At 71.2% G+C, this 25316-nt stretch carries 20 protein-coding genes; 6 read left to right on the top strand and 14 right to left on the bottom strand.

From position 1 onward, the window contains the following. Window position 1: 1 nt before the first annotated feature. The 7 genes from glyA to rpmE all read right to left on the bottom strand — a co-directional run bounded on the left by glyA (window position 2) and on the right by rpmE (window position 6139). Entirely contained in the window at window positions 2-1261 is a 1260-nt protein-coding gene (gene glyA / locus FHR32_RS22150; protein WP_184756044.1) for a serine hydroxymethyltransferase, read from the bottom strand. A gap of 77 nt (window positions 1262-1338) precedes the next feature. Continuing rightward, window positions 1339-1725 (bottom strand): hypothetical protein, encoded by a 387-nt coding sequence (locus FHR32_RS22145; RefSeq protein WP_184756043.1) that lies wholly within the window; start codon window positions 1723-1725, stop codon window positions 1339-1341. A 15-nt stretch (window positions 1726-1740) separates the two neighbouring features. Continuing rightward, a complete protein-coding gene (locus FHR32_RS22140; protein WP_184756042.1) occupies window positions 1741-3111 on the bottom strand; it encodes an MSCRAMM family adhesin in 1371 nt (456 codons plus the stop codon). Window positions 3112-3218: 107 nt separating this feature from the next. Then, window positions 3219-3893: an L-threonylcarbamoyladenylate synthase gene (locus FHR32_RS22135; RefSeq protein WP_221465507.1), complete on the bottom strand. Its 675-nt coding sequence runs from the start codon at window positions 3891-3893 to the stop codon at window positions 3219-3221. Window position 3894: 1 nt separating this feature from the next. Next, window positions 3895-4749: a peptide chain release factor N(5)-glutamine methyltransferase gene (gene prmC / locus FHR32_RS22130; RefSeq protein ID WP_184756040.1), complete on the bottom strand. Its 855-nt coding sequence runs from the start codon at window positions 4747-4749 to the stop codon at window positions 3895-3897. Window positions 4750-4758: 9 nt separating this feature from the next. After that, on the bottom strand, window positions 4759-5811 hold the full coding sequence (prfA, locus tag FHR32_RS22125) for a peptide chain release factor 1 (RefSeq protein ID WP_184756039.1): 1053 nt from the start codon (window positions 5809-5811) through the stop codon (window positions 4759-4761). A gap of 109 nt (window positions 5812-5920) precedes the next feature. Further along, window positions 5921-6139 carry a 50S ribosomal protein L31 gene (rpmE, locus tag FHR32_RS22120; protein ID WP_184756038.1) on the bottom strand — a complete coding sequence of 73 codons (219 nt, stop codon included), beginning with the start codon at window positions 6137-6139 and terminating at the stop codon, window positions 5921-5923. A gap of 271 nt (window positions 6140-6410) precedes the next feature. On the opposite strand from rpmE, the gene FHR32_RS22115 reads away from it, so the two are divergent. Next, window positions 6411-7505: a hypothetical protein gene (locus FHR32_RS22115; protein WP_184756037.1), complete on the top strand. Its 1095-nt coding sequence runs from the start codon at window positions 6411-6413 to the stop codon at window positions 7503-7505. A 97-nt stretch (window positions 7506-7602) separates the two neighbouring features. Here FHR32_RS22115 and FHR32_RS22110 read toward each other — a convergent pair whose 3' ends face one another. The 5 genes from FHR32_RS22110 to thrC all read right to left on the bottom strand — a co-directional run bounded on the left by FHR32_RS22110 (window position 7603) and on the right by thrC (window position 14483). Continuing rightward, entirely contained in the window at window positions 7603-8247 is a 645-nt protein-coding gene (locus FHR32_RS22110) for a response regulator transcription factor (protein WP_184756036.1), read from the bottom strand. A 12-nt stretch (window positions 8248-8259) separates the two neighbouring features. Beyond that, complete coding sequence (locus tag FHR32_RS22105; RefSeq protein ID WP_184756035.1) at window positions 8260-9579, bottom strand: sensor histidine kinase; 1320 nt, start codon at window positions 9577-9579, stop codon at window positions 8260-8262. Between the two features lie 212 nt (window positions 9580-9791). After that, window positions 9792-11816 (bottom strand): transcription termination factor Rho, encoded by a 2025-nt coding sequence (rho, locus tag FHR32_RS22100; protein WP_184756034.1) that lies wholly within the window; start codon window positions 11814-11816, stop codon window positions 9792-9794. A gap of 464 nt (window positions 11817-12280) precedes the next feature. Continuing rightward, window positions 12281-13291, bottom strand: a complete 1011-nt coding sequence (locus FHR32_RS22095; RefSeq protein ID WP_184756033.1) for a homoserine kinase — start codon at window positions 13289-13291, stop codon at window positions 12281-12283. 133 nt (window positions 13292-13424) lie between these two features. Continuing rightward, the gene (gene thrC / locus FHR32_RS22090) at window positions 13425-14483 is read right to left on the bottom strand and encodes a threonine synthase (protein ID WP_184756032.1); all 1059 of its coding nucleotides are present in this window, start codon (window positions 14481-14483) and stop codon (window positions 13425-13427) included. A gap of 219 nt (window positions 14484-14702) precedes the next feature. On the opposite strand from thrC, the gene FHR32_RS22085 reads away from it, so the two are divergent. Next, the gene (locus FHR32_RS22085) at window positions 14703-16259 is read left to right on the top strand and encodes a glycosyltransferase family 2 protein (RefSeq protein WP_184756031.1); all 1557 of its coding nucleotides are present in this window, start codon (window positions 14703-14705) and stop codon (window positions 16257-16259) included. Window positions 16260-16360: 101 nt separating this feature from the next. Here FHR32_RS22085 and FHR32_RS22080 read toward each other — a convergent pair whose 3' ends face one another. Both FHR32_RS22080 and FHR32_RS22075 read right to left on the bottom strand, forming a co-directional pair. Continuing rightward, a complete protein-coding gene (locus FHR32_RS22080) occupies window positions 16361-18100 on the bottom strand; it encodes a glycosyltransferase family 2 protein (protein WP_184756030.1) in 1740 nt (579 codons plus the stop codon). Further along, complete coding sequence (locus FHR32_RS22075) at window positions 18097-19218, bottom strand: glycosyltransferase family 2 protein (RefSeq protein WP_184756029.1); 1122 nt, start codon at window positions 19216-19218, stop codon at window positions 18097-18099. Before FHR32_RS22075 ends, FHR32_RS22080 begins: the two co-directional genes overlap by 4 nt. A gap of 303 nt (window positions 19219-19521) precedes the next feature. Between FHR32_RS22075 and FHR32_RS22070 the strand changes: the two genes are divergently transcribed. From FHR32_RS22070 to FHR32_RS22055, 4 genes are read left to right on the top strand one after another with little or no spacing between them, the layout of a single operon-like run. Further along, window positions 19522-20004 (top strand): hypothetical protein, encoded by a 483-nt coding sequence (locus FHR32_RS22070; RefSeq protein ID WP_184756028.1) that lies wholly within the window; start codon window positions 19522-19524, stop codon window positions 20002-20004. Then, window positions 20001-21698: a glycosyltransferase gene (locus FHR32_RS22065; protein ID WP_184756027.1), complete on the top strand. Its 1698-nt coding sequence runs from the start codon at window positions 20001-20003 to the stop codon at window positions 21696-21698. The genes FHR32_RS22070 and FHR32_RS22065 overlap by 4 nt, the downstream gene beginning before the upstream one ends. Beyond that, a complete protein-coding gene (locus FHR32_RS22060; RefSeq protein ID WP_184756026.1) occupies window positions 21698-23620 on the top strand; it encodes a glycosyltransferase family 2 protein in 1923 nt (640 codons plus the stop codon). Before FHR32_RS22065 ends, FHR32_RS22060 begins: the two co-directional genes overlap by 1 nt. Further along, window positions 23617-25308, top strand: a complete 1692-nt coding sequence (locus FHR32_RS22055) for a glycosyltransferase (protein ID WP_184756025.1) — start codon at window positions 23617-23619, stop codon at window positions 25306-25308. The genes FHR32_RS22060 and FHR32_RS22055 overlap by 4 nt, the downstream gene beginning before the upstream one ends. Window positions 25309-25316 lie beyond the last annotated feature (8 nt).

Below are 25316 nucleotides of genomic sequence, written 5' to 3'. Positions count from 1 at the left end.
GTTAGCTGGGATAAATCTGATGGAGCTCTGTCAGCGCCGACACCCGCTCCCTGATTTCTCCCATCGCGTCAGGGTTGCGGATGACCTGCGCCACCATCGAGGCGATCTCCTTCATCTGCTCGGGCCCCATCCCCTGCGTCGTGACGCAGGGGGTGCCCACCCGGATGCCCGACGTCACCGTGGGCGGCTCGGGGTCGTAGGGGATCGCGTTGCGGTTCAGTGTGATCCCGGCGGCGGTGCACCGCTGCTCGGCCACCGCCCCGGAGACCCCGATGTCCCGCAGGTCGATCAGGGCCAGATGGCTGTCGGTCCCGCCCGACACGGGGCGCATGCCCTCCGCGGCCAGCGCGTCGGCCAGCACCTGGGCGTTGGCCACCACCTGTCGCGCGTAGTCGGCGAACTCGGGCTGGAGCGCCTCGCCGAACGCCACCGCCTTGGCCGCCACCGCGTGCATGAGGGGGCCTCCCTGGGTGAACGGGAAGACCGCCCGGTCGATCCTGGCCGCCAGCTCCTGCGTGCACATGATGGCGCCGCCTCTCGGTCCGCGCAGCGCCTTGTGCGTGGTGAAGGTGACCACGTCGGCGTACGGCACGGCCGACGGCAGGGCCTTCCCCGCCATCAGGCCGACGGTGTGGGCGACGTCGGCCAGCAGCCAGGCACCGACCTCGTCGGCGATCCCCCGGAACGCGGCGAAGTCGATCTCACGGGGGTAGGCCGTGGCACCGCAGATGATCATTTTGGGCTGGTGCCGGAGCGCCAGCTCCCTGACCTCGTCGTAGTCGATCAGCTCGGTGTCCCTGCGCACGCCGTACGCGACGACGTCGAACCACCGGCCGGAGAAGTTGACCTTGGAGCCGTGTGTGAGGTGGCCGCCGTGGGACAGCGCCATGGCCAGAACCGTGTCACCCGGCTGAAGCAGCGCGGCGTAGGCCGCCAGGTTGGCCGAGGCACCCGAGTGGGGCTGAACGTTGACGTGGTCGGCGCCGAACAGCCGTCTGGCGCGGTCGATCGCGAGCTGTTCGGCCCGGTCGACGACCTCGCACCCGGCGTAGTAGCGCCTGCCCGGATAGCCCTCGGCGTATTTGTTGGTGAGCGTCGATCCGAGCGCGGCGAGCACGGCCGGTGAGGCGAAGTTCTCGCTCGCGATGAGTTGGAGACCGCCACGGAGCCGATCGAGCTCGTCGAGAAGCATCCGCGCGACCTCTGGGTCCTGTCTCTGCAGCAGCCCGAAGTCGGGCCCGTAGTACGGTTCTGCGCCCATGGCTCACATCCCGGGGACGACGACTCACCCCACTGTAAGCCCGCCCACCCCGGTTTTCCGACGTCAGGGGCGCGTCGTCACGAGAATGCGTGCGGAGCGCCGGCGTTCACCGGCACCCATCTCGGGGTGCGGTCCTCTTGGGCCTCATCACTGATCGAGGTCAGGATCGCCTGCCGGTAGAGGCGGAGACCCGCGCGCCACTGGGCCATCTCCTCCACATAGCGCTTCGACACAGGAGCGTCCCACACCTCCGTGCGCATGGCCTGCCGGTGAACCTCGTCCAGGCGGAGGGCCAGGGCGTCGAGCAGAGGGAGCACCTGCTGCCAGGTGGTGACCAGCCGTTGGTACTTGGGGTTGAACTCCCATGCCGTGGCCCTGTCCGAAGACGGCAGGCCGGTGCTCGCCGGGGCAGGCGGGGTCTCCCCCGGCCGTAGCGGCTGCGGGGCGGGCGGGTCCACGGACATCACAGGCTCCTCACGCTACTGCCCGCCCGACCGGCCGCCGGGTGGCGGAATCGGCCGGGGCGGGTCTCCCGGGTCCACGTCGCCCGACCGGCCGTCGGGCCCGATGTCCATGGGCGTCCACCCGCCCTCGCCCCAGGTCTCCCCATCGGGCACCCGCACGCTCGGCATGTCCATCGGCTCGATGCCGCGCGCGTTGTCGGCGAGTGTCTTGACCGCGTCGACGTCCGGCGGGGCCGTCTGGACGGAGACCACGTCGCTGCCGTCGTCCGCCCACCACGCGGCCGACTCCCCGACCGTGGTCTCGGAGGACGGTGTCCTCCCGCTCTCGGGAAGAGTGCCGGTGGAGGGAGCGTCCGTCTCCCCGCCGGTGCCCGGCGGCTGGATCGTCTGGTCGGGGACGGGCTCGACCGTGTCGGGGATGGAGGCCGCGGAGTCATCCCATGTCTGCGTCTGATCGAAGTCGATCCGGTCGGACGGCACTCCGGTCGCGTCGGGGACGCCGTCGGCCGCGGGCATGTCCAGCGGCGGGATGTCCTCGATGTTCTTCAGCAGCTCGGTGACCTCCGCCGCTGTGGGCGAGTCGAGCGGGATCTGCAACACCTGCACCCCGTCCACCGCCACCACCCTTGGCTTCATGTCTCCGCGCTGGTCGACGTCGTCGGGGTGGTCCTGCCGGGCGGTGTCCAGAACCTCGATACCGGTGGTGGCGCCACCGTCCCGGGGAGAGCGCTCATCACCCTTGGAACCGGCATCCGGCTTGGAATCCGCACCACCGTCGGAGACGCTCTCGTTCTGAGACTCGGGCGCGTTCCGGGACGTGTCGGGGAGGGAGCCCCCGTCACGGGGAGATGTCTCATCCCCCTTGGAACCGGTGTCCGGCTTGGAGTCCGCACCGCTGTCGGGCGTGCTCTCCGAACCGGTGTCCGGCTTCGGATCAGGCTTCGCGCCGTCCCTGGGCTGATCGTCCGCCGGCTGACCCTGAGACTGCGGCTGATCCCGCGGCGGACCCTCGTCACCCTTGGGGACAGCGGGTTTCAGATCCTCGACCTTCGGCGTGTCCGGCTTCGCATCCGCTCTGGTCTGCGAGCCGGCGTCCGGCTCCGGGTTCTCGGCCTTCGGCTCTCCCGCCTTCGGTTCGGTCGGCGGCGACACATCGTGCTTGATCTTCTTCTCCAGCAGCGTCACGCGGGCGGTGACGTCGCGGACCATCGCGTCACCGGCGTCGGCGATCCGCGCCGGACGGTGGGAGGAGGTCGAAGAGAGATCCGCCCTGTTCATCAGCTGGAGGATCTGGGCCTCGGTCTCCCGCATCTCCGTGGCCGCCCGCCGGACCTCATGCAGCAGATCACGGACCAGCTTGGGGTCCATTCCGTCGAACTTGCCCATGGAGGTCTCCCGGAAGTGTCGGCGGACTTCACGGTACCGGGGAGACAGCCCCGCGTCACGAGGATAATCAGACGGCATGGATCACGGTCTGGACCGTGATCCGCCGTTCAGTCGTCGGACTCCGGGCCCGCGTCCGTCGCCACGTAACCGATCACACCGCGCAGCTTCTCCACCGAGATGGCGCCACGGCGCAGCAGCCTGGGCACCGCCGTGGTCAGATCGAGGATCGTGGATGGGACGTTGTCGACGCACGGGCCGCCGTCGAGGTAGACCGCGACCGACTCGCCGAGCTGCTTCTCGGCGTCGGCCGCCGTGGTGGCGGCGGGGGCTCCGGAGCGGTTGGCGCTGGACACGGCCATCGGGCCGGTCTCCTTGAGCAGCTCAAGAGTGACCGCGTGCAGCGGCATCCGGATGGCGACGGTGCCCTTGGTGTCTCCGAGATCCCACGACAACGACCGGTTCGCCCGGCAGATCAGCGTGAGCGGGCCGGGCCAGAAGGAGTCGACGAGGTCCTGGCCGTAGGGGCCGAGGTTCTCCACGAGGGCGGTGGCGGCGCGCACGGTGCCGACCAGCACGGGCACCGGCATGTCCCGGCCCCGCCCCTTGGCCTCGATCAGAGAGGTGACGGCGGCCGGCGTGAAGGCGTCGGCGCCTATGCCGTAGACGGTGTCGGTCGGGAGCACCACGAGCTCGCCCCGCCGTACGGTTGACGCGGCGTCGGTCAACCCGGCGGCTCGCTGCTCAGCGTCCGTGCAGTCATAACGTCGACTCACGCGTGCCATCCTATTCCTGGCCGAATCGGGCGGTGACGAAGCGGTCCCTGCGGGTGAGGTCCTGGCGGCTGCGGACATCGCGCCAGCCGTTGTCCTCGGAGAAGATGAGATAGACCGGGGTGCCCTGCTCGTCGGCGTGTTCCACCGCGACGAACCCTCCGGCGCGCAGCAGCCGCCTGGCGGTCCGTTCCACCGCCCTGACCTCGTCGAGGCCGTCGCTGCCGGAGCCGTACAGCGCCCGGTGCGGGTCGTAGTCGCGCACCTCGGGGTCGCGGGGGATCGCGCCGGGCGGGATGTAGGGCGGATTGGAGATGACCAGGTCCACCTGGCCGTCCAGCTCGGACAGGGCGTCGGACAGGTCCTCCGGGTGCAGGTGGACCCGGCCCTGGCCGTGCTCAAGGATGTTGCGCTTGGCCCAGTGGTAGGCGTCCGGGTCGACCTCGACCGCGTGGACCGTGGCCAGCGCGATCTCCTGGGCGATGGACAGCGCGATGGCGCCCGAGCCGGTGCCGAGGTCCACGACCACCGGGGAGGCGACGTCCATCTCCCGCAGCCGCTCGATGGCCCATCCGGCCACGACCTCGGTCTCCGGGCGCGGCACGAACACCCCCGGCCCGACCTCCAGGGACAGATAGCGGAAGTACGCGCGCCCGGTGATGTGCTGGAGTGGTTCGCGGGCCTCACGCCGGGCGACGCCCTCCCAGAACAGCGCGTCGAAGTCGGAGTCCGTCACATTGTGCAGCTCGCTGCGCCGTACACCGTGGACAAATGCGGCGATCTCCTCGGCGTCGGTGCGCGGCGACGGCACACCTGCCTCGGCGAGCCGGGCGGTGGCGAGGGCGATCTCGTCCAGCAGAAAGGTCATGAGCGCGTTCTATGAGTGGGCGGCGAGCTTCTCCGCCATCTCGGCGTCGAGCAGGGACTGGATGACGGCCGTCAGGTCACCGTCCAGCACCTGGTCAAGGTTGTAGGCCTTGAAGCCGACACGGTGGTCGGAGATGCGGTTCTCGGGGAAGTTGTAGGTGCGGATGCGCTCGGAGCGGTCGACCGTCCGGATCTGAGACTTACGCTCGGCCATCGCGGCGGCGTTGGCCTCTTCCTCGGCTATGGCCTGCAGGCGGGCCCGCAGGATGCGCATGGCCGACTCCTTGTTCTGGAGCTGGCTCTTCTCGTTCTGGCAGGAGGCGACCACCCCGGTCGGGATGTGCGTGATCCGCACGGCCGAGTCGGTGGTGTTGACACTCTGGCCTCCGGGACCGCTGGAACGGTAGACGTCGACGCGGAGGTCGTTCGGGTCGATCTGGACGTCGACGTCCTCGGCCTCCGGATAGACCAGGACACCCGCCGCGCTGGTGTGGATGCGGCCCTGCGACTCGGTGACCGGCACCCGCTGGACGCGGTGCACGCCGCCCTCGAACTTCAGCCTCGACCAGACGCCGTCGTCGCCCCTGGCCTTCAGCGCGACCGTGACGTCCTTGTAGCCGCCCAGATCGGAGTGGGTGGCGTCGATGAGCTCGGTCTTCCAGCCGACCCGCTCGGCATACCGCAGATACATCCGCAGGAGGTCTCCGGCGAACAGCGCCGACTCCTCACCGCCCTCGCCCGCCTTGATCTCCATGATGATGTCCTTGTCATCATTGGGATCACGCGGGATGAGCAGGTGCCTGAGCCGGTCCTCCAGTTCGGGGATGCGGCCCTCGAGCTCTCTGGCCTCCTCGGCGAAGGCCTCGTCCTCGGCGGCCAGCTCTCTGGCGGTGCCCAGGTCGTTCTGGACGCCTTCGAGCTCCCGGTAGGTGGTGATGATCGGGGTCAGCTCGGCGTAACGCCTGCCGAAGTTACGCGCCTGCGTCTGGTTGGCGTGCACGGCGGGGTCGGCGAGCTTGAGTTCCAGCTCGGCATACTCACTGAGCAGCTCGTCGAGATTCACCGTGCGTCCTTCCTGAAACCTACGGAGCCTGCCTCATCACCACGAACGCCGACCCGGGCGCACCCCCGGCGGAAACAGGGGGTGGTTCCGGGTCGGCGTCGAGTGCGGGCTACTGGCCCGTGGTCTTCTTGCCGAAGCGCTTCTCGAAGCGCGCCACCCGGCCACCGGTGTCCAGGATCTTCTGCTTGCCCGTGTAGAACGGGTGGCAGGCGGAGCACACGTCGGCGTGGATCGCGCCGCTCGTGGCGGTGCTGCGCGTGGTGAACGTGTTACCACAGGTGCAGGTCACCTCGGTGGTGACGTACTCCGGGTGAATGTCGGGCTTCATGATTCTGCGTTCCTCTCCAGAGCGCGGTCGCCGGGTCGCCACTGTCTCTCGCCTGTCAGGCTTGCGCGCGGTGTGCACACTGTGGTGCGCGCGGGCGGGAACCGGAACCGCTGCGGTTCGCTACCAGTGTGCCAGATCCTCCAACCATCCCAGGCCACAAGTCATTCCCCACCCGTCTGACCTGAGTCGATAGACGGGTCACGGTGGTCCCACTAGGCTCCGGTGTCCAAAACGCAACTTTAGCTACCTTTCGCCTCAGTAAGGGGACCAGATGAGGAAAAGGACGCGGTTGCTTCTGGCGACCGCGACGGGGGCTGCCGTCTTCACCGCCGGTACGGCGACCGCTCTCGCCGCACCGACCGGGGACACCGCGACGGCCTGCGCGCTCACCACCACGGACGTCACCGGCATCACTGCCGACGACGCCTACGTCCCCCTCAAGGACGACGCCACGTTCGACTTCGAGGCCACCGTCGAGAACCCGTACGTGAAGGGCTACGACGGGAAGCTCGGCAGGAATGTGACCGGGCTGAGCGCCCAGTTCCAGAGGGCCGGCGAGACCACCTGGGACCGAGCCCTCGTCGAGCAGATCCCCGAGCCGCCGGACGGGGCCGCTGCCGCTCCGGCCGACATCAAGGTCAAGGGCCGCTTCAAAGTCACGAAGGCCGACAGGGACGGCAGGTGGCGGGTCCGCCTGCTGATCACCCGGGGTCACCAGACCCGTGAGAGCTGCGCGGAGGTCACGGTCGCCCCGCGGCTCAAGTACATCAGCGCCTCCGTGACGGATCCGGTCGTCCTCGTCCCCGGCGAGGAGACCGGGGTGGACATCCGTGCGAACGTCATCGGCGCCTCCTCGGTCACCGCCCGTCTCCTCAGCGACGACACCGACGATTCCGTCGACGTCAAGCTCTCCGAAGGCGCCACCGCAGGCCGGTGGGAGCGGAAGACCTGGTTCGACGACGACTACGCCAAGGGGCCCTGGAGCCTGGAGCTGACCGTCACGCGAGGAAAGGAGAGCGTCAAGTTCGGCAACGCCGGCAGCTTCTGGGTCCGGGCCGGCACCAGAGCCAGGGCGAAGGTCACCTTCGACGTGAGCGCGCACAAGATCAAGAAGGGCGGGAAGGTCCGCCTGTACGGCAAGGCCTACCGGAACGGCTCGGCCTACTCCGGCAAGAAGGTCGGGCTCTACTGCAAGAAGACGGGATCTTCCGGTTGGAAGCTCGCCTACTCCGTGAAGGCGGACGGCAGCGGCCGGTTCAGTAAGACCGTCACGCCGAAGTCCGACGCCTACTGGCGCGCTCAGACCGCCGGGACCGGCAAGACCTCCAAGGCCAGGTCCGGTTACGAGTTCGTCGACGTCCGCTAGGAGGCACACGGAGGCCGGGCCGTTCCCGGTCCCCTCCGGGCGCGGCCGTACGGGGACGGCCGGGAGCGCCCGGAGGCGGCCGGCTCCGGGCGCTCTGTCATCTCCCCAGATAGGCGAGCACGGCCAGGACCCGGCGGTGGTCGTCGGAGGCCGGTTCGAGGCCGAGCTTGGCGAAGATGCTGGAGATGTGCTTCTCCACGGCGCCGTCGGTGACGACCATGCGCGCGGCGACCGCCGTGTTGGAACGGCCTTCGGCCATCAGCGCCAGGACCTCCCGTTCCCTGGCGGTCAGGGAGTCCAGGGGGTCGTCCCGGCGGTGGCGGCTCAGTAGCTGCGCGATCACCTCGGGATCGATGACCGTCCTTCCGGACGCCACCCGGCGTACCGCGTCGAGAAACTCCGCCACGTCGGCGATCCGCTCCTTGAGCAGGTAACCGACCGCCGACACTCCCCCGCCGATCAGCTCGGTGGCGTACTGCTGCTCGACGTACTGCGACAGCACCAGGATCGGCAGACCCGGCCGCCGTGACCTGACATCCAGCGCGGCACGCAACCCCTCGTCGGTGTGGCTCGGCGGCATCCGCACGTCCACGATGGCCAGGTCGGGGTCGTGCTCGGCCACCGCGGTCACCAGCCCGGGGCCGTCTCCCGCCACCCCGACCGTCTCGATCCCGCCGTCGGCCAGCAGCCGGGCCAGCCCCTCACGCAACAGCACCGAGTCTTCGGCGATCACCACCCGCATGGGCCCAAGTGTTCACCACTCGCAGGGGAGTTCGGCGCGGATCAGCGTGGGACCGCCGGGCGGGCTGTCCACGCTCAGGGTGCCGTCGATGGTCGCGGCCCGGTCCGCCAGTCCCGCCAGGCCGCCTCCGGCGCTCGGCACCGCGGCGCCGACCCCGTTGTCGTACACCTCGACGACGACCCGCTGGCCCTGACGGCTGACCCGGATGAACGCCTCGCTCGCCTCGGAGTGCTTGACCATGTTCGTCAGGGACTCGGCCACGATGAAGTAGGCGATGCTCTCCACGGCGGCCGGAGGACGGTGGGTGATCTTCACCGACAGATCCACCCGCATCGGCGCCCTGGCCGCGAGCGAGGAGAGCGCCGCGTCCAGTCCCCGGTCGGTGAGGATCGCCGGGTGGATGCCTCTCGCGAGATCGCGTAGTTCGGCGATGGCCGCCTTGGTGCCGGCATGGGCCTGGGCGAGGAGTTCCCGGGCGGCCTGGGGATCGGAGTCCATCTTGGCCTGGGCCCGCCCCAGGTCCATGGCGACGGCGAGCAGCCGCTGCTGGGCGCCGTCGTGCAGGTCGCGCTCGATCCTGCGCCGTTCCGCCTCGGCCGCGTCGACCCCGCGCGCGCGACTGGCCCGCAGGTGCGCCGCCCGCGCCGCCAGCAGGCTCTTCTCCCCCGTGCTCAGCAGCGCGACGCCGAGCAGCATGTGCAGCCAGGCCATCCCCCGCGTCGCGTAGAGCGCGACGAAGAAGACCCCCACCCCGACGGGCAGGCAGAGCAGCGCCTTCGGAACGGAGTCGATCAGCAGACCATCGGTGATCGTCAGTGGATCGCCGCCGAGCAGCAGGGCCAGGGGCGCGACGATCAGGCCGAACGCCAGACACCACAGGACCATGGAGACGACGAACTCCACGATCCCGATCGGCAGCAACAGCAGCACGTAAAGGAGGTCTTTCCAGGTCGCCGGATCGACGAGCACGTCCTTCCAGCGCAAGAACAGGTTCTTGCGCTGGGATGGCCGGTAGGGATCACGGATCCTGACGCCGAAGGCCAGCCGGAGCAGCCTGCGCTCCAGCATCGCCGCACCGCGCCAGACGAACATGGTCAGCGCGAGCAGGGGCACTCCCACCCAGACGATCACCAGGGCGAGCGCGACCGGGATCGCGGACGCCAGAAAGGCGAAGCACGCGATGCCGTAGAACATGCTCGCCAGCATGTACGGCACGGCACGCCAGGTCATCGGGTCGACGAGCATGCCCAGCGGCCCGTTGGGCCCCAGCGGCACACGCCGGCGCAGTGGCGTGCGCGCCACCGGCCGGCCAACTGCCGTCTCGGCCGTCATGCGCCCCCCTCTGGCTCCACACGCTGTGATCACGGCGCGCGCCCGGGACTCGTCCCGGGCCGTTCGGGCGTGCCGGAACCCAGGACGCGGTGAACGAGACAGCCAGGCGTCCTGACGTATGAATATCCCGAGGAGGGCGTCCGCACAAGAGCCCGGAGACGACGAGCGCCCCGGCCGGGAGGCCGGGGCGCGAGCCGTGCAACCAGGTGGTGTCAGTCGCGGTCGGAGCTGACCGTCGTCTTCTGGACCTGGAGGAGGAACTCCGCGTTGGACTTGGTCTCCCTCATCTTCTCCAGGAGAAGCTCCAGGGCCTGCTGCATGTCCAGGGCGTGCAGCACGCGCCGCAGCTTCCAGGTGATCTGCAGCTCGTCCTTCGACATGAGGATCTCTTCCTTACGGGTGCCGGACGCGTCGACGTCCACCGCGGGGAAGATTCGCTTGTCGGCGAGCGAACGGTTGAGCTTGAGCTCCAGGTTTCCCGTGCCCTTGAACTCCTCGAAGATGACCTCGTCCATCTTGGAGCCGGTCTCCACCAGCGCCGTGGCGAGGATCGTCAGCGAGCCGCCGTTCTCGATGTTGCGGGCGGCGCCGAAGAAGCGCTTCGGCGGGTAGAGCGCGGTCGAGTCGACACCGCCGGACAGGATCCGGCCGGAGGCCGGAGCCGCCAGGTTGTAGGCCCGGCCCAGACGGGTGATCGAGTCGAGCAGCACGACGACGTCGTGGCCCAGCTCCACCAGCCGCTTGGCCCGCTCGATGGCGAGCTCGGCCACCGTGGTGTGGTCCTCGGCCGGACGGTCGAAGGTCGAGTGAATGACCTCGCCCTTCACCGACCGCTGCATGTCGGTGACCTCTTCCGGACGCTCGTCGACCAGGACGACCATCAGGTGGCACTCGGGGTTGTTGCGGGTGATCGCGTTGGCGATCGACTGGAGCACCATCGTCTTGCCGGCCTTGGGCGGAGAGACGATGAGGCCACGCTGGCCCTTGCCGATGGGCGCCACCAGATCGATGATCCGGGTGGTCAGGACGTTCGGCTCGGTCTCCAGGCGGAGCCGCTCCTGTGGGTAGAGCGGGACGAGCTTGTTGAAGTCCGGCCGCTGCCGGGCCTGCTCGGGGTCCATGCCGTTGACCGTGTCGAGGCGGACGAGCGCGTTGAACTTCTCGCGGCGCTCGCCGTCGCGGGGCTGCCGGACGGCACCGGTGACGACGTCGCCCTTGCGCAGGCCGTTGCGGCGGATCTGGGCCAGCGAGACGTAGACGTCGTTGGAACCCGGAAGGTAGCCGCTGGTCCGCACGAAGGCGTAGTTGTCGAGGATGTCCAGGATGCCGGCGATCGGGATCAGGACGTCGTCGTCGGCGACCACGGGCTCGTTGCTGTCGAAGCGGTCACGGCCGCGGCGGTTGCGCTCCCGGAACCGGCCACGGCGGCCACGGCGGTCATCGTCCTCGCCCATGCCGTGCTGGTCGCCCCGGTCCTGCGGGCCCCGGTCCTGCGGGCCCCGGTCCTGCGAGCCGCGGTTCTGCGGGCCGCGGTCGCCACGCTCACCGCGGTCGCCGCGGTCGCCACGGTCACCGCGGTCGTTGCGGTCACCTGTGCGGTCGCCACGGTCGTTGCGGTCGCCTGCACGCTCGCCGCGGCTCTGGCCCGCGTCGGCGGCGCGCTGGTCGGTACGGCTGTCGCCGCGCTCGGCACGCTCGCGACGGTCGCCCGTCCGCTCGCCGCGGTCGCTGTTGCGGCTACGGCGGTCGCCGCGCTCACGGCGGCTCTCGCCGCGCTCGGCGCGGCCCTCGGACTGACCGGTCTCGGGCTGCTGCTCCACGACGGGAGCGGCCACGGGCTCGGGCGCGGAGGGCGTCTGCTCGGCCACGGGCTCGACGGCCGCGGGACGGGAACGTTCCCTGCGGCTGCGGGCCGGGCGCTCGGCGACCGGCTCGGCCACGGGGGCCGGAGCCGTCTGAGCCGCCGGCGGTGCCTCCTTGACGGCGGCGGGAGCAGGGGTGTTCTCGCTTGATACGCCCTGCTTCTCCTGGATGGCCGCGATGAGCTGGCTCTTGCGCATCCGCCCGGTCCCGCTGATGCCAAGCCCGGAGGCGATGGCCTGCAGCTCGGGCAGCACCATGGCGGACAGGCCGGTGCCGGAGCGACGGCGCGGCTTGGCCGCGGCTCGGGTGGGGGTGTCGCCGGCCGTCGGCGGCGCGCCGGCGGCGTCGGAGAGGAGTTCGGTGGTGTCGCTCACTAATGGGTCCTTCCCAGGGGTCGGGCGTGGCCACGATCAGCCAATCGTCCCGGTGGTGCGTCGGCCCGGTGGGACAGACCGGGCCGGGTTGCACGTTGCGATCCTCGGCGGTCCTCACGGACTGCCGCCACTGTCGGAGAAGGGCACATCCCTGCCGTCACCATCGAGGTTCGTCGATGGTGGGGCCGGGAAGACACCCCCCGGATTGCTACCGGCAACCAGGTGTCGAGGTAATTCGAACGCGCATGTCCCCTCAAACGCCGCCTCTCGTTGCCCCAACCGAATGTGGAGCATTCAGAGGGGTCGGATTCGGGGAGGCCACTGCGACGCTCATGCCTCACGGAGTGAGACACGATGCAGCGATGTGTGGCTGACAAGCACGCACCCAACAAGGGGGCACCTGGTGCGGCTATCAGCCTAACATCACCAGCGCACACAGCTATTCCCTGAAGGTCGAAGAGGCATCAGCGTGTCTCGGAAGAGACAACGCACGCACCGCGGGTTTCGACATCCAGTGGCTGGATGTGCCAATCAGTACCCACTTCCGGTGCGATCAAATCCTGCGTATCCACTGTCGAAAACGCAAGAATTGTGGGGCCCGCTCCCGAGACAACCGTAGGGACGCCGATCCCGCGCAGACGTTGTACCAGATCCGCGCTCTGCGGCATCGCAGGCGCGCGGTAGCTCTGATGCAACCGATCTTCGGTGGCGGCCAGCAGCAGCTCCCGCTCCGGCCGTCCGGTCAGTGCTGCGACGAGCAGCGCGGCCCGGCCGGCGTTCGCGGACGCGTCGGCGTGCGGCACGTCCTTGGGGAGCAGTCCCCGTGCGACCTCGGTGGCGAGCCGTTGTCTGGGGATGATGGCCACGGGCCGAATATCGGCATGTGGGATCAGTTTCACCATATGTGGCGCGTTTGACTGGTCCGTCCATGCGATGGTCAGCCCGCCCGCGAGACAGGGGGCCACGTTGTCAGGGTGTCCCTCGATCTCGGTGGCCAGCGCGAAGGCGTCGTCGTCGGTGAAGGCGGGCCGGGGCCGCGGATGGCCGGAGACGGCGGCGTCCGGGCCGTTCCGGCCACCCGCGCCGTCCGCTGCCGGATACGGGGTGCCGGCCAGCGCCCGTGCGGCGAGGATCCCGGCGCAGATCGCCGCGGAGGAGGAACCGAGACCCCGCGCGTGCGGGATGCGGTTGAGGCAGCTCAGCCGGATGCCTCGCGGCTGCGGGACTCCCATCCGCCCGAAGGTCAGCCGCATCGTCCTCACGATGAGGTGGCCCTCGTCGAGGTCGAGCTCGCCCGCGCCCTCCCCCGTGACCTCGATTTCGACGCTACGGGAACGGGGACCGCCACCGGGATCGACAAGGCTGACCTCGACCTCGTCGTAGAGGGCGAGGGCCAGTCCCAGCGTGTCGAACCCGGGGCCGAGGTTGGCCGACGTCGCCGGGACCCGGACGACGACCGTGCTGGTGTGGGTCATCGAGATTGCGGGGCAAAGGCCCCTGGCTTAGCCATAGGGAGGGAGCCCCTCCTCCTATCTGCCGTGTTCGGTGCGCGGCCGGGCGGCGGGACGTCCCGCCGCCCGGCCGATGTCGTCATGGTGTGCGCGGAGGCTAGGCGAGCCCGAGGGCCGTGGCGGCGGCGCGGGCGTCGACGGGGATCGTCACCGGGGTGGGGGCGCCGGAGATGGCCCAGTCGGGGTCCTTGAGGCCGTTGCCGGTCACTGTGCAGACGATGCGCCGGCCGGGCTCGACGAGGCCCTGTCCGTGGGCCTGGAGGAGGCCGGCCACGCCGGCGGCGGAGGCGAGCTCGACGAACACGCCCTCCTCCTGGGCCAGCAGCTTGTAGGCGGCGGCGATCTGGCGGTCGGTGACGGCCTGGATGACGCCGCCGGACTCGTCGCGGGCGGCCTCGGCGAGCTGCCAGGAGGCAGGGTTGCCGATGCGGATCGCGGTGGCGATCGTCTGGGGGCGGGGAACCGGCGCGCCGTTGACGATCGGTGCGGCGCCGCTGGCCTGGAAGCCGAACATGCGGGGCGTCCGGGTGGCGAGGCCGTCTCGGGCGTACTCGGTGTAGCCCATCCAGTAGGCGGAGATGTTGCCCGCGTTGCCCACCGGGATGCAGTGGATGTCGGGCGCGTCGCCGAGCGCGTCCACGATCTCGAAGGCCGCGGTCTTCTGGCCCTGGAGCCGGAACGGGTTCACCGAGTTGACCAGGGCGATGGGGTAGTCCGCCGACAGCTTCCTGGTCATCTCCAGGCAGTCGTCGAAGGAGCCCTCGACCTGGAGCAGCGTGGCGCCGTGAACCAGCGCCTGGGCCAGCTTGCCCATCGCGATCTTGCCGCGGGGCACCAGCACGGCGCAGGTCAGGCCCGCGCGGACCGCGTAGGCGGCCGCGGAGGCACTGGTGTTACCGGTGGAGGCGCAGATGACCGCCTTCGCGCCCTCCTCGACCGCCTTGCTGATGGCCATGGTCATGCCACGGTCTTTGAAACTGCCGGTCGGGTTCGCGCCCTCGACCTTGAGATAGACGTCGCAGCCGGTCAGGGCCGAGACCCGGTGCGCGGGAACGAGAGGCGTGCCTCCCTCCAGGAGCGTGACGACGGGCGTCGCCGTGGTCACCGGAAGTCGATCACGGTACTCCTCGATGAGGCCACGCCACGCCCTGGTCATGATTGCTCCTCCCGCGCAGGGCTACACCATGCGCGTCCTACCTGCTACCTGCGGTGTTGAGCAACGAGTCTACGGGCAATGGGCTCCATGACGGGATGCGTTGTCCATCCATTGGACAACGCATAGGGCTTTCCCACCTTTACACAGGAAACCCTAAGCAACCGAAGATAAGGTTGACAGGACTTGACAAGCGGGAACGCAGACAAGGGGCATGAAGACATGACGGATGGAGCGGGGCTCGACCTGCCCTCGATCCGGCACAACGACTACTCCCCGCTGGTTCCGCCCGCACTCGGCGAATGGGATCCGGCGCTCCCGGTGAGCGTGATCATCCCCGCGCACGGTGGCCAGCGCAGACTCGACCTGACCCTCGCCGCCCTGGCCGCGCAGACCTACCCCGGCCATCTCATGGAAGTGATCGTGGTGGACGACGGCAGCGACCCGCCCCTGCGGCTGCCGGAGATCGTCCCGACGGGCACCAGGCTCGTCACCGCCGACCCCGGAGACTGGGGCATCGCCCACGCGGTCAACACCGGGGCCGCCGACGCGCAGGGGCGGATCATCCATCGTCTGGACGCCGACATGGTCGTCTGCCGCGAGCACATCGAGGCGATGGCCCGCTGGCACCACCTGGCCGACTACCTGGTCGTCATCGGCGCGAAGAAGTTCGTCGAGGAGCCGGAGCTGGCCCCTGACCGGCTGTACGACGGCGTGCGCGCGGGCTCGCTGAAGGCCGTCTTCGACCTGTCGGACGCGCTGCCCAGCTCCACCGAGCAGACGATCTCCCGCACCGACGGCCTGCGGACCAGCCGTAACCCCTACCACGTGTGCACCGGGCCGACGGTGTCGATGCGGCGGGAGATCTTCCACGCCGTCGGCGGCCTCGACCCCGCCGTACTCAGGGGTGAGGACACCGAGTTCGCCTACCGGCTGGCCACGCACGGTGTGGTCTTCATCCCGGAGATGGCGGCCGAGGCCGTGCATCTGGGGCTTCCGGCGCAGCGTCGCGACCGCGACCGCGCGGTCCGCGCGGTCGGCCCCTATCTGGCCCACCGCGTACCGCTCCGCCGCGACCTGCGCAAGGACAAGGGCCGGCGGTGGCTGGTGCCGTACGTGGAGGTGGTGCTCCATGTCGACGGCGCCGGCGGGCAGGTGCGCGAGGCGGTGAGCGCGGCGCTCGAGGGATCGGTGACCGACGTACGTGTCACCCTGGTCGCCCCCTGGTCACGGCTGTCCTCGGGCCGCCGCCCCGTGCTCGGCGATCCCTCCTTCGAACTGCGGCTGCTGCGTGAGCACTTCGCCCACGACGAGCGCGTACGGCTGGCCGACGAGGTCTCCCCCACGCCCGCGCCGACCCCGTTCCGGTTCACGGGCCCGGTCGCGGTCCCGCTGGGACACGACTCCCTGGAACGGATGATCGCGGCGGTCCAGAACGACCGCTCCGGCATGCTCGTCGTCGACCTCGGTGACGACGGTTCGGCGACGCTGGAACGGACCGAGGCCCTGGGCCGGGCACGGCTGCTGGGTGCCGACGACGCCCTCGGCTCGATCACGGCGACCCATGGCGTACGGCACGGCCACCGGACGGAGTTCTGGCCGGCTCGGCCTCCGTCCCCGGCCGGCGGGTCCGCGGGCAAGGCGGACAAGCCTGCACAGGACCGGGCAGACAAGGCGGACAAGGCCGCGCAGGAACCGGCTCCCGCGAAGAAACCGCCCGCGAGGAAGAAGCGGAGGTCCAAGCTCGCCCGGCTCCGCTCCGCGATCCGGAGGAACTGAGGCGGGTCAACCGCCCCGTTCCGTGGCGCCGCCGGTTCCGGCACGGCCGGGGCCGGTGCGCGGCGGCGGGCACGACGACCCCCTCGCCGGGCCCGGAAGCGTCATCGGCGGCGGATGATCGCCCGCTTGACGGACGAGAGCAGGCCGTACTGGACGATCTTCCTGGCCGCGGCCAGCTCCTTGCGCAGCCCGCCGATCTCACGCCGCATCTCGACCGCGCTCTTGCGCCAGCGACCCGCCTCGTCGCGCCATCTGGTCACCTGCGCACGGAGCCGCTCGGTCTCCTTGGTGAGGCGGGCGATCTCGGCCTGCGCCTCCGTCCTGGCGCGGTAGGCGCCGCGACGTCCGGTGAGCTGCCGAGCCTCGGGCAGGAACCCGTAGGTCTGGCCGTCCACCCAGAGCATCCCGAAGGTGTCCTCGACGGCGTCGTCGAGGTCCTCGCCCTCCCGCACGACGATCGCGGCCCGGGCGAAGGCGGCGGTCCGCTCCAGCCTGGCCGCGACGACCGCCTCACTGGAGTCCTCGGCCAGCAGCACCGCCACCAGGCCGTACCCGCCGTCCCTGGCCAGGTCGAGCAGGCGCGCGAGGCTGTCCTCCCCGGGCACCCACCCTGCGGGCAGTCTCAGCCGGTACGGCGCGGCCACCCCGGTTTCCGGCGGATCGCCGCCCCGCGGAGCCGCCCCGGCCTCCGGCGGGTGGGGCGGGAGGGCCGGCGCCTCACCGGAGGGGCCGGAGACGAAACGTACCCGGCCCTCGTGGGCGTAGTGCCCCTGGATCAGCACGAGGTCCAGGTCCGGGTCCGTCAGCGGCGCGCGTCCCTCGGCCCGGACGCGGTCCCAGGGACCGGGGACGGTGACCACGACGTCGGGCAGGGTGCCCGCGAGGACGGCGTCCACGGTCGCGCGGACCTCGTCGTAGCCGTACTTCCGCCCGTCCGCCTCCGCCGGCCCCTGCCGTCCGGCGGGCTCGACCACCACCTCCAGGTAGGGCACCTTCCACTGCCGGGCGGGGTGGGAGCGGAGCCAGCGGTAGCTCGGGATCCGGTCGGCGACGAACGCGTGGCTGACCCGGTCGATCGGCGCCTTGTCACGCATCCGCATGGTGGGGCCCAGGTGGAAGGCGCGGGCCAGCGGCTCGGGCACGAAGACCGCGCCCGCCTGGGCGAGCCGGTAGCCCATCTCGGTGTCCTGGCCGAGGATGAGCTCGGTGTCCATCGGGCCCGCCTGGGTGAACAACGCGGCGTTGACCGAGGTGGCCCCGCCCACGTGCAGGCTGAACGCGCGGTGCGGGTTGTCGGTGAGACCGCCGGTCCGCTCGATCAGGTCCACCAGCCAGGCGTGCGGCTCGGCCGGCTCGAAGAGCCCGGCCAGGTCGTCGGTGGCCGCCACTGTCTCGGGGGTGGGCAGGCCGGCCGGGGTGAAACGCAGATAGCCGGTGACCACGAGGTAGGGCGCCGCGTGGTGCCAGCGCATGTGCGCCTCGACCGACCGGCGGTCCAGGACCACGTCGGAGTCGAGCCAGTGGATCACGTCGCCGGTGGCGGCCCGGAGGCCGGCGTTGCGGGCGTGGGCCCTGCCGGGGGTGGGGCAGGTAATGAGCCGGGTGCCCTCGGGCCGGATCTCCGGCAGGCGCAGCGGTGGTTCGCTGCCGTTGTCCACCACGATGACCTCGGTCAGGCCGGCGGGGTAGGACTGCCCCGCCAGTCCGGCGAGCACCAGGTCGAGCTTGTCCTGGCCGCCGTAGGCGGGCACGACCACGCTGACCCGCAGTGAGGGGGTCCAGGCGCCGAGTTCGGGCGGGGTGAGGCTCCGGTAGTCGTTACCGGTGATCCGTGCTGTCATGGCGTTTCCAGAATCAGGCTCGGACGGAAGCCTCGCCACTGATTCGTCGCGACGCGCAGGAAATGGGCGAGCGAGAGCCGCCAGGTGTGCTCGGCGCTCACCGAGCGCCGCAGCACGTAGCCGAGACCGTGGGTGCGGTAGATGCGCGCCCCGGCCGCGTGGGCCGCCTTGAGGAATCCGGCGTCCACCCCGCGGGGCAGCGCGGGGAACCCGCCGAGTTCGGCGAAGGCGGCTCTGCCGAGCAGGATCGTGCCGCCGGCCACGTGGTCCGACCAGATCTCGCCGGTGTAGTCGGTGCGGCGGATCGTGGCGTTCAGGGGCTCCAGGTAGAAGAACTCGGCCGCCGCGCCCACGATGTCCGCGCCGGCGTACGACCTCGCGAGAAGGAGGTCGGCCAGATGCTCGGGGCCGTACCAGTCGTCGTCGTCCCACTTCGCGACGTACTCACCGCCCGCCCGGGAGGCGGCCGTGTTGAGCGCCTCCCCGAACGGGGTGGCCGCGTCCGCCTCGATCACGGTGATCGGCAGGTCGCATCCCCGTATCGCCCGCCGTACCGCCTCGTGGCCGGCGGGGACGCCGTGCAGGGCCAGCAGGACCTCGGCCTCGACCCGCCGCTGCCGGGCGATCTGGGTGAGCGCGGAGCCCAGCAGGTGCGGGCGCATGCTGGCCATCACGACGCTGACCTTGGGCGCGGCCGTGTCATCAGCACCGCGGAGGCCGTGGCGGCGCAGCCGTACGCTCTGCTCCTCCCTGCGCAGGTCGGTCACCGAGCGGGGCCCGCCGACGCCCTCCTCGGGCGTCCAGTCCGCGAGCAGGCGGGCCAGGCGGGGCTCCACCCAGGCCGGCGAGGCGGCGGCGTGCAGCGGCACCCCTGCCGCGGCCAGGGCGGTGACCGCACCGGTGGGGACGGCGGCGGAGGGCCATCGGACGGTCAGGCCGCGCAGCGGTCGAAGGCGGGCGACCTCGGTGGCGTCCGGCCGGTCGCCGAGCGGCTCGCCGTCCGCCAGCCACCCCTGGCCGGCCCAGGACAGCTCCGCCGTCCCTCCGGTCGCCGATCGCTGGAAGCCGGCGGGGGTCGCGGGCAGGACGGCAGAGAGGGGGGGCGACTGCGCGGGCACCAGCGAAGGATAGCGAGGGCCGGGCGCTCCCCGGCCGGAAGAGCCGACATATGGGGGCATCCGGTATGGATCCAGGGCTGGAGCCGCCGCGGGATCCGCGGCCACGGGCGGCGTCGGGCCCGGCGGCCACCGTTCTCCGGGCTTGACATGGATGCCCACCGCTGATCACTGATAGCAGTCACACAGGTAACAGGAAGCTCCAAATTTCCTGTTTATCGCCATATTTACTCTTAAACAGCAGATAGCCTCAATTACCTTCCCCAATGGCAGCTCACGACAGAGCGGTAGGAAAGGTACGCGCGGATGCCCACGCTCCGGAAACTGACGCTCCTGGCGGTAATCGTCGGCTCGCTGGTCCTGATCGCGCTGGTCCTGCTCGCGGGTGCCGACGCCATCTCCGTGACGGCGGCCGTCATACTCGGCGCGATCATGATGGTGCTCGCCGCCCAGGTTCTCGCCGTCGTGACCGTCCGCAGGGTCGACGGCAAAGCCCTGCGCATCGACAACAGGGCCAAGCGCTATGAGGCGGAGCTCGCCAAGGTCAGGGCCGCCACGGAGCGGCTGGACCGCCGGCTGGACGAGATCGTCGAGCTGCTCAGGGAGGACGGGCGCAGGCGCGACGAGGATCTGCAGGCGATCCTGATCTCTCTCGGCGAAGACCGGATGGCCGCCATGCCCCAGCGCCTGGAGATCGAGGAGATGGTCCACGAGGTGCTGCCCCGCCTGGCCGCGGTGGAGGCCAGAACCGAACGGGCCGAGCGAGAAGGACGAGAGGGAGAGGCATGACCGCGGCCGACCTCGCCGCCCGTAACGGCTCCCCTCTCCCCCGCGACGCCCGCACCCCGCTCTCCGAGGACGACCGGACCGCCGTCCCCCGCGTGCGGATCAGGCACAACGACTACGGATCGCTGCTCCCGCCCGACCTGGGCGGCTGGGAACCGCGCCTCAGGGTGAGCGTGGTGATCCCGGCGCACGACTGCCAGCAGGCGCTGGACCGCACGCTCGCCGGGCTGGCCGCGCAGAGCTACCCCGCACACCTGACAGAGGTGATCGTCGCCGACGACGGCAGCGACCCACCTCTGCGGATCCCCGAGCTCGCCCCGGCGAACACCCGGCTCGTCCGGGTGCCCGACGGCCGGTGGGGGCGGGGCTGGGCCCGCCAGACCGGCGCGGCGTCGGCGGCCGGCGACGTCCTTCACTGGGTCGACTCCGACATGATCCTCGACCGGGAACACCTCGAGGCGCACATGCGCTGGCACCATCTCACCTCCTACGCCGTCGTGCTCGGCGACGTCCGGTTCACCACCGGCGAGGACGGGCCCAGCGCCCAGGAGGTCTCCGCGGCCGTACAGGCCGGGGACACGGAGAAGCTGTTCGACGGGTCGGCCCCGCACACCTGGCGGGCGGACGTGCTGGAGGAGACCCGGTGGCTGCGGGACGCCGGCGCCGGGGCCTACCGGCTCCACTCGGGGGCCACCACGTCGGTCCCCTTGGCGCTCCTGCGCGGCGTCGGCGGGGTCAACACCGCGCTGAACATGGGCGAGGACACCGACCTCGGCTTCCGGCTCGCCCAGGCGGGCGCGGTCTTCATCCCCGACCCGCAGGCCCGCGCCTGGCATCTCGGCCCGTCCACGGTCATGCTCCGCGAGAAGGAGGTGCACCGGCACAACTGGTCGGTGCTCCCCGATCTCATTCCCGACCTGCGCTGGCTGCGCAGCCACCCGCGCAGGCACTGGCTGGTGCCGTACGTGCACGTCGTCGTCGACGCCCACGGCGCCTCCTACGAGGACGTCCGGGCGACCGTGGACAGCGCGCTCGCGGGCACCCTCGTCGACGTCGCCGTCACCGTGGTCGGACCGTGGCCGGCCCTCACCGGCGGACGCCGCTCCTCCCTGGACGAGCCGCTGCTCGAGGCGCGGCTCGTGCGCAACCTGTACGGCCACGAGCCGCGCGTCTCCTTCACCGAGGAGACGCCGCACAGCTCCGCGCCCGCGCCGTTCCGCCTCACCTGCCCCGCGGGGTGGGCGTTCGGCGCCGAAAGCCTCGCCGGCCTGGTGAAACTCGCCGAGGACGAGGAGTACGGCCTGCTGAGTGCGGCGCTTGAGGAGGGGGGCACCGGCATCCGGGCGGCCAGGCTCGAACGCACCGCCGCCTTCGCCAGGGCGGCGCTGGTGGACGACGGCACCGATGACCTCGACGGCGTGGTGCACGAGCTGTTCGGCTCGTTCTGGGTGAGCGCGGACGAGCTCGGCGTCACGGCCGCCGGGGAGGCGGAGCCCGTCGCCGGGGATCCCGCCAGGTGGCGGGCCAGCTCGGCGCGGTGGAAACGCGAGGCGGAACGGCTGAAAGGCGAGGTGGAGAGCCTGCGCGCCGAGAACGAACGTCTGCGGGCGGAGGCCGGACAGGTGGAGGACGCTCAGCGGCGCGGCCCGCTGAGAGGGATCATCGCGACGGCGATGCGGCACGGGAAGACCGCCTGATGTCCCTGCTGCTCAACCTCGTCCGTGCCGCGGGGGAACGGAACGGCAAGCGGCGCGTCCTCGTCTACTACGCGGGCTTCGAGACCTTTGACGGGCTGGAACCGTACGGGGCGATCGACCTCGACGGCGACCTCGGGGGTGCCCCGCGGGCCGAGGAGGGTGCCGCCGAGGTGCTGGTGCTCGCCCGGACGCCGACCGATCTCCGCCGGGCCGCGACCCTGCAGTCCACCCTGCCCATGGCCACGCGGGTCGTCGTGGCCGTGGAGGAGACGCCTCACTGGTACACCGCGCCGGTGCTGTCGCCCACGCCCGCCCACCGCTGGCGGTCGCTGACCGAACTGCGCGTGCACCAGCCGGAGCGGCCCGCGTGGGTGGTGGAGGCGGGATTCTCCAAGCCCACGCCGGCCGGCCGTACGCTCGCCGCGACGGTCAGGGCGTTCGCCGGGCACCGGATGGACGCCGTCGCGGCACCGGTGGCCGGCCTGGCGGGCCCCGGAGCGGCGCACTGGCGTCCCGGCGACCCCAACGCGGCACCGGCCGGGGTGACGGGCCCCGTCCCCGACCGGTTCGGCGCCCGCGGCGGCGACCTGGTCGTGCGTACCGTCGGCCAGGACCCGCCTGCCTGGTCCGGCGGCGAGATCCCGATGGATCGTCCGGTCGCCGAGCTGATGAGCTGGGAGCGGATCGGCCGTCCCGGCGGGGCCGAGATCCTGAGAGACGACCTGGGGGACCTGTCGGAGCCCCGGACCATCCCTCCGGTGGACGACCGTTCGGTCAACCCGATGAACTTCCTCACGGTGCCCTCGCTCGGCATGGCCGAACTGTCCGTGGAGTCCGGCCGCTGGGCGGTCGTCTGTGAGGGCCGGACGCTCACCGTCTTCGGCTCCTCCGGCTGCGTCACCGATGTGGACGTGAACCGGATCAGGCAGGTCAGAGGGGTGAACGTGGACTGGCGGCGCAGCCACAGCGGCCCCGTGGCCGCGCTGCGGGTCGTCACCGGGCTGGCCGCGGCGGGGGTACCGCTGTTCTCCGCCGCCGTGCCCCGCTGGGCGGGGGCCCTCGGCCCCGAGCTGACCAGGCTGATCACCTCGGTCGACGGGCCCGAGCTCAAGGACGACCTGGAACGGGAGGAGCACAGCATCCGGCTCCGCCGCGAGGCGCTGCGCACCCATGGTGTCCGTGCCCGCTGGGAGCAGCTGGGCGCCCCCGCCACGCCGGTGCCGACGACCTCGGTGCTGCTGGCCACCCGCCGCCCGGAGATGGTGCGCTTCGCGCTGGAACAGCTGGCCAGGCAGCGCGGAGCCGAGTTCGAGGTGATCCTCGCCCTGCACGGACTCCCCGTCGGGCATCCCGACGTGACGGAGGCGGTGGCCTCCTACCAGGGGCCGATCACCGTGTTCGAGGCGGCCCGGGAGACCGTGTTCGGAGCCGTGCTGAACGAGGCCGCGACCAGGGCGTCGGGATCGTTCCTGCTGAAAATGGACGACGACGACTGGTACGGGCCCGACTTCATCTCCGACCTGCTCCTGGCCCACTCCTACTCGGGGGCCGAGGTCGTGGGCATGGTGCCCGAGTTCGTCTACCTCGCGTCGATCGGGGTGACCGTCCACCGCGAGCAGGTCACCGAGCAGATCACCAACTTCATCGCCGGAGGGACCATCTTCGCCGCACGCTCCGCCTTCGAGGCCGTGGGCGGCTTCCGCCCGCTGCCGGGCACGATCGACGCCCAGTTCCAGCACGCCGTACAGGCCGCGGGCGGGCAGATCTACCGCACCCAGGGTCTGGGCTACATCCTGCGGCGCGGCAACGCCGCCAACCACACCTGGCGCGAGCCGATCGGCACGTTCCTGCGGCGCAACAAGCGCCAGTGGCGGGGCTTCCGGCCCAGCGCGCTCATGGAACTCCCCGCGGAGGAGGTGTGAGCGCGCCGCGGATCCCGGGCAACGACTACGGGGTCCTCGGCCCGCCCGCCCTGGGGGCGTGGGAGCCCCACCTGTCGGTGAGCGTGGTGATCCCCGCCAGGGGGCGGCAGGAGAGACTCGACCTCACGCTGGCCGCCCTCGCCGCCCAGACCTACCCCGCGCACCTCCTCGAAGTGATCGTTGTGGACGATGGCAGCACTCCCCCGCTGCGGCTCCCCGAGATCGCCCCGGAACGGACCCGGATCGTCGGCCGCGACCCCGGCCGCTGGGGCATCGCCCACGCCCTGGAGGCCGGTACGGCGGCCGCCGACGGCGAGGTGATCCACCGGTTGGACGCCGACATCGTCTGCTACGCGGACCACGTGGAGGCGCACATGCGCTGGCATCACCTGGCCGACTACCTGGTGGTGCTGGGAACGCTGCGCTTCACCGCCATGGCGGGCACACCGCCCACCCCGGCCGAGGTCCAGATCGCCGTCGCCAAGGACAGGGCCGACTCCCTCTTCGAGCTCGACCCCGACCACGGGCACCACTGGATCGACGAGCTCGTCACCACCCACCGCGGCTTCCGGGACGCGCCCAGCTCACTGCTGCACCGCGTCCACGTGGGCGCGACGGTCTCGCTGCCCGCGGCCCTGCTGAAGGCCGCGGGAGGGATGGACACCTCCCTGGTGCTCGGCGAGGACACCGAGCTGGGCTACCGGCTCACCCAGACGGGCGCGGTGTTCGTCCCGGACGCCGAGGCGCTCAGCTGGCATCTGGGCACGACGACGGCGATGCGGAGGCCGGAAGAGGTCCGGCGGTACAACGGGCCGTTCATCGCCGACCGCGTGCCCTACCGGCGCCGGCTGCGCACCGACGGGGGCCGCCAGTGGCTGGTCCCCTATGTCGACGTCGTGGTGGACGCCCGCGACGCCTCCTTCGAGGACGTCCGGGCGAGCGTGGACGGGGCGCTGGCGAGCACCCTGCCCGACGTGCACGTCACCCTGACCGGCCCGTGGGCGTCGCTGACCGCCGAGCGCCGGGCACCGCTGGACGATCCGCTCCTCGACCTGCGGCTGGTCCGCGGGCAGTACGCCCACGACGGCCGCGTCTCCTACGTGGAGCGGGCCCCGGCGACCTCGATCCCCGCGCCGTTCCGTCTCACCTGCCCCGCCGGATGGGTGCCCGGCGCCGAGTCGCTGGCCCTGCTGGTCCAGCAGGCGGAGAAGGACGACGAGGGCCTGCTGCTCGTGGCGCTGGAGGAGAACGAGTCGGGTGTCGTGGCCGCCCGCCTGGAGCGGACCGCCTCCGCCGCCCGGGCGCTGCGCGTCGCCCGCGACGGCGAGTCCCTGGACGACGTGATCGCCGATCTGCACGGCGCGACCTGGCTGGACGCCGAGTCGTGGCGGTTCCGGCCGGCGGCGCAGGCCTACCCGTACTGGGCCTCCGACCGTAACCGTGAGGCCGTGCGCTGGCGCGCGGAGGCCGAACGGGCCAAGCGGGAGGCCGAGCGGGCCAAGCGGCAGGTCGCGGCGTTGAAGGCCGAGCTCAAGGAGATGCGCGCCTCGGCGGCCAAGGGCCGTCGCGACACCGTCCGGTGGAAGGAGAAGGCCGAGCAGCGCCGCCTGGAGGCCGTCGCCCTGCGCCAGGCGCGGAAACGCTCGCTCCTCAACCGCACCGTCGGCCGTCTCCGCAGGCTCGTCTGAGGCTCCCC

Source organism: Streptosporangium album (genome assembly GCF_014203795.1).
Classification (GTDB): domain Bacteria; phylum Actinomycetota; class Actinomycetes; order Streptosporangiales; family Streptosporangiaceae; genus Streptosporangium; species Streptosporangium album.
The sequence above is the reverse complement of the archived record's forward strand: the minus strand, read 5'-3'. Positions and strand labels throughout refer to the sequence as shown.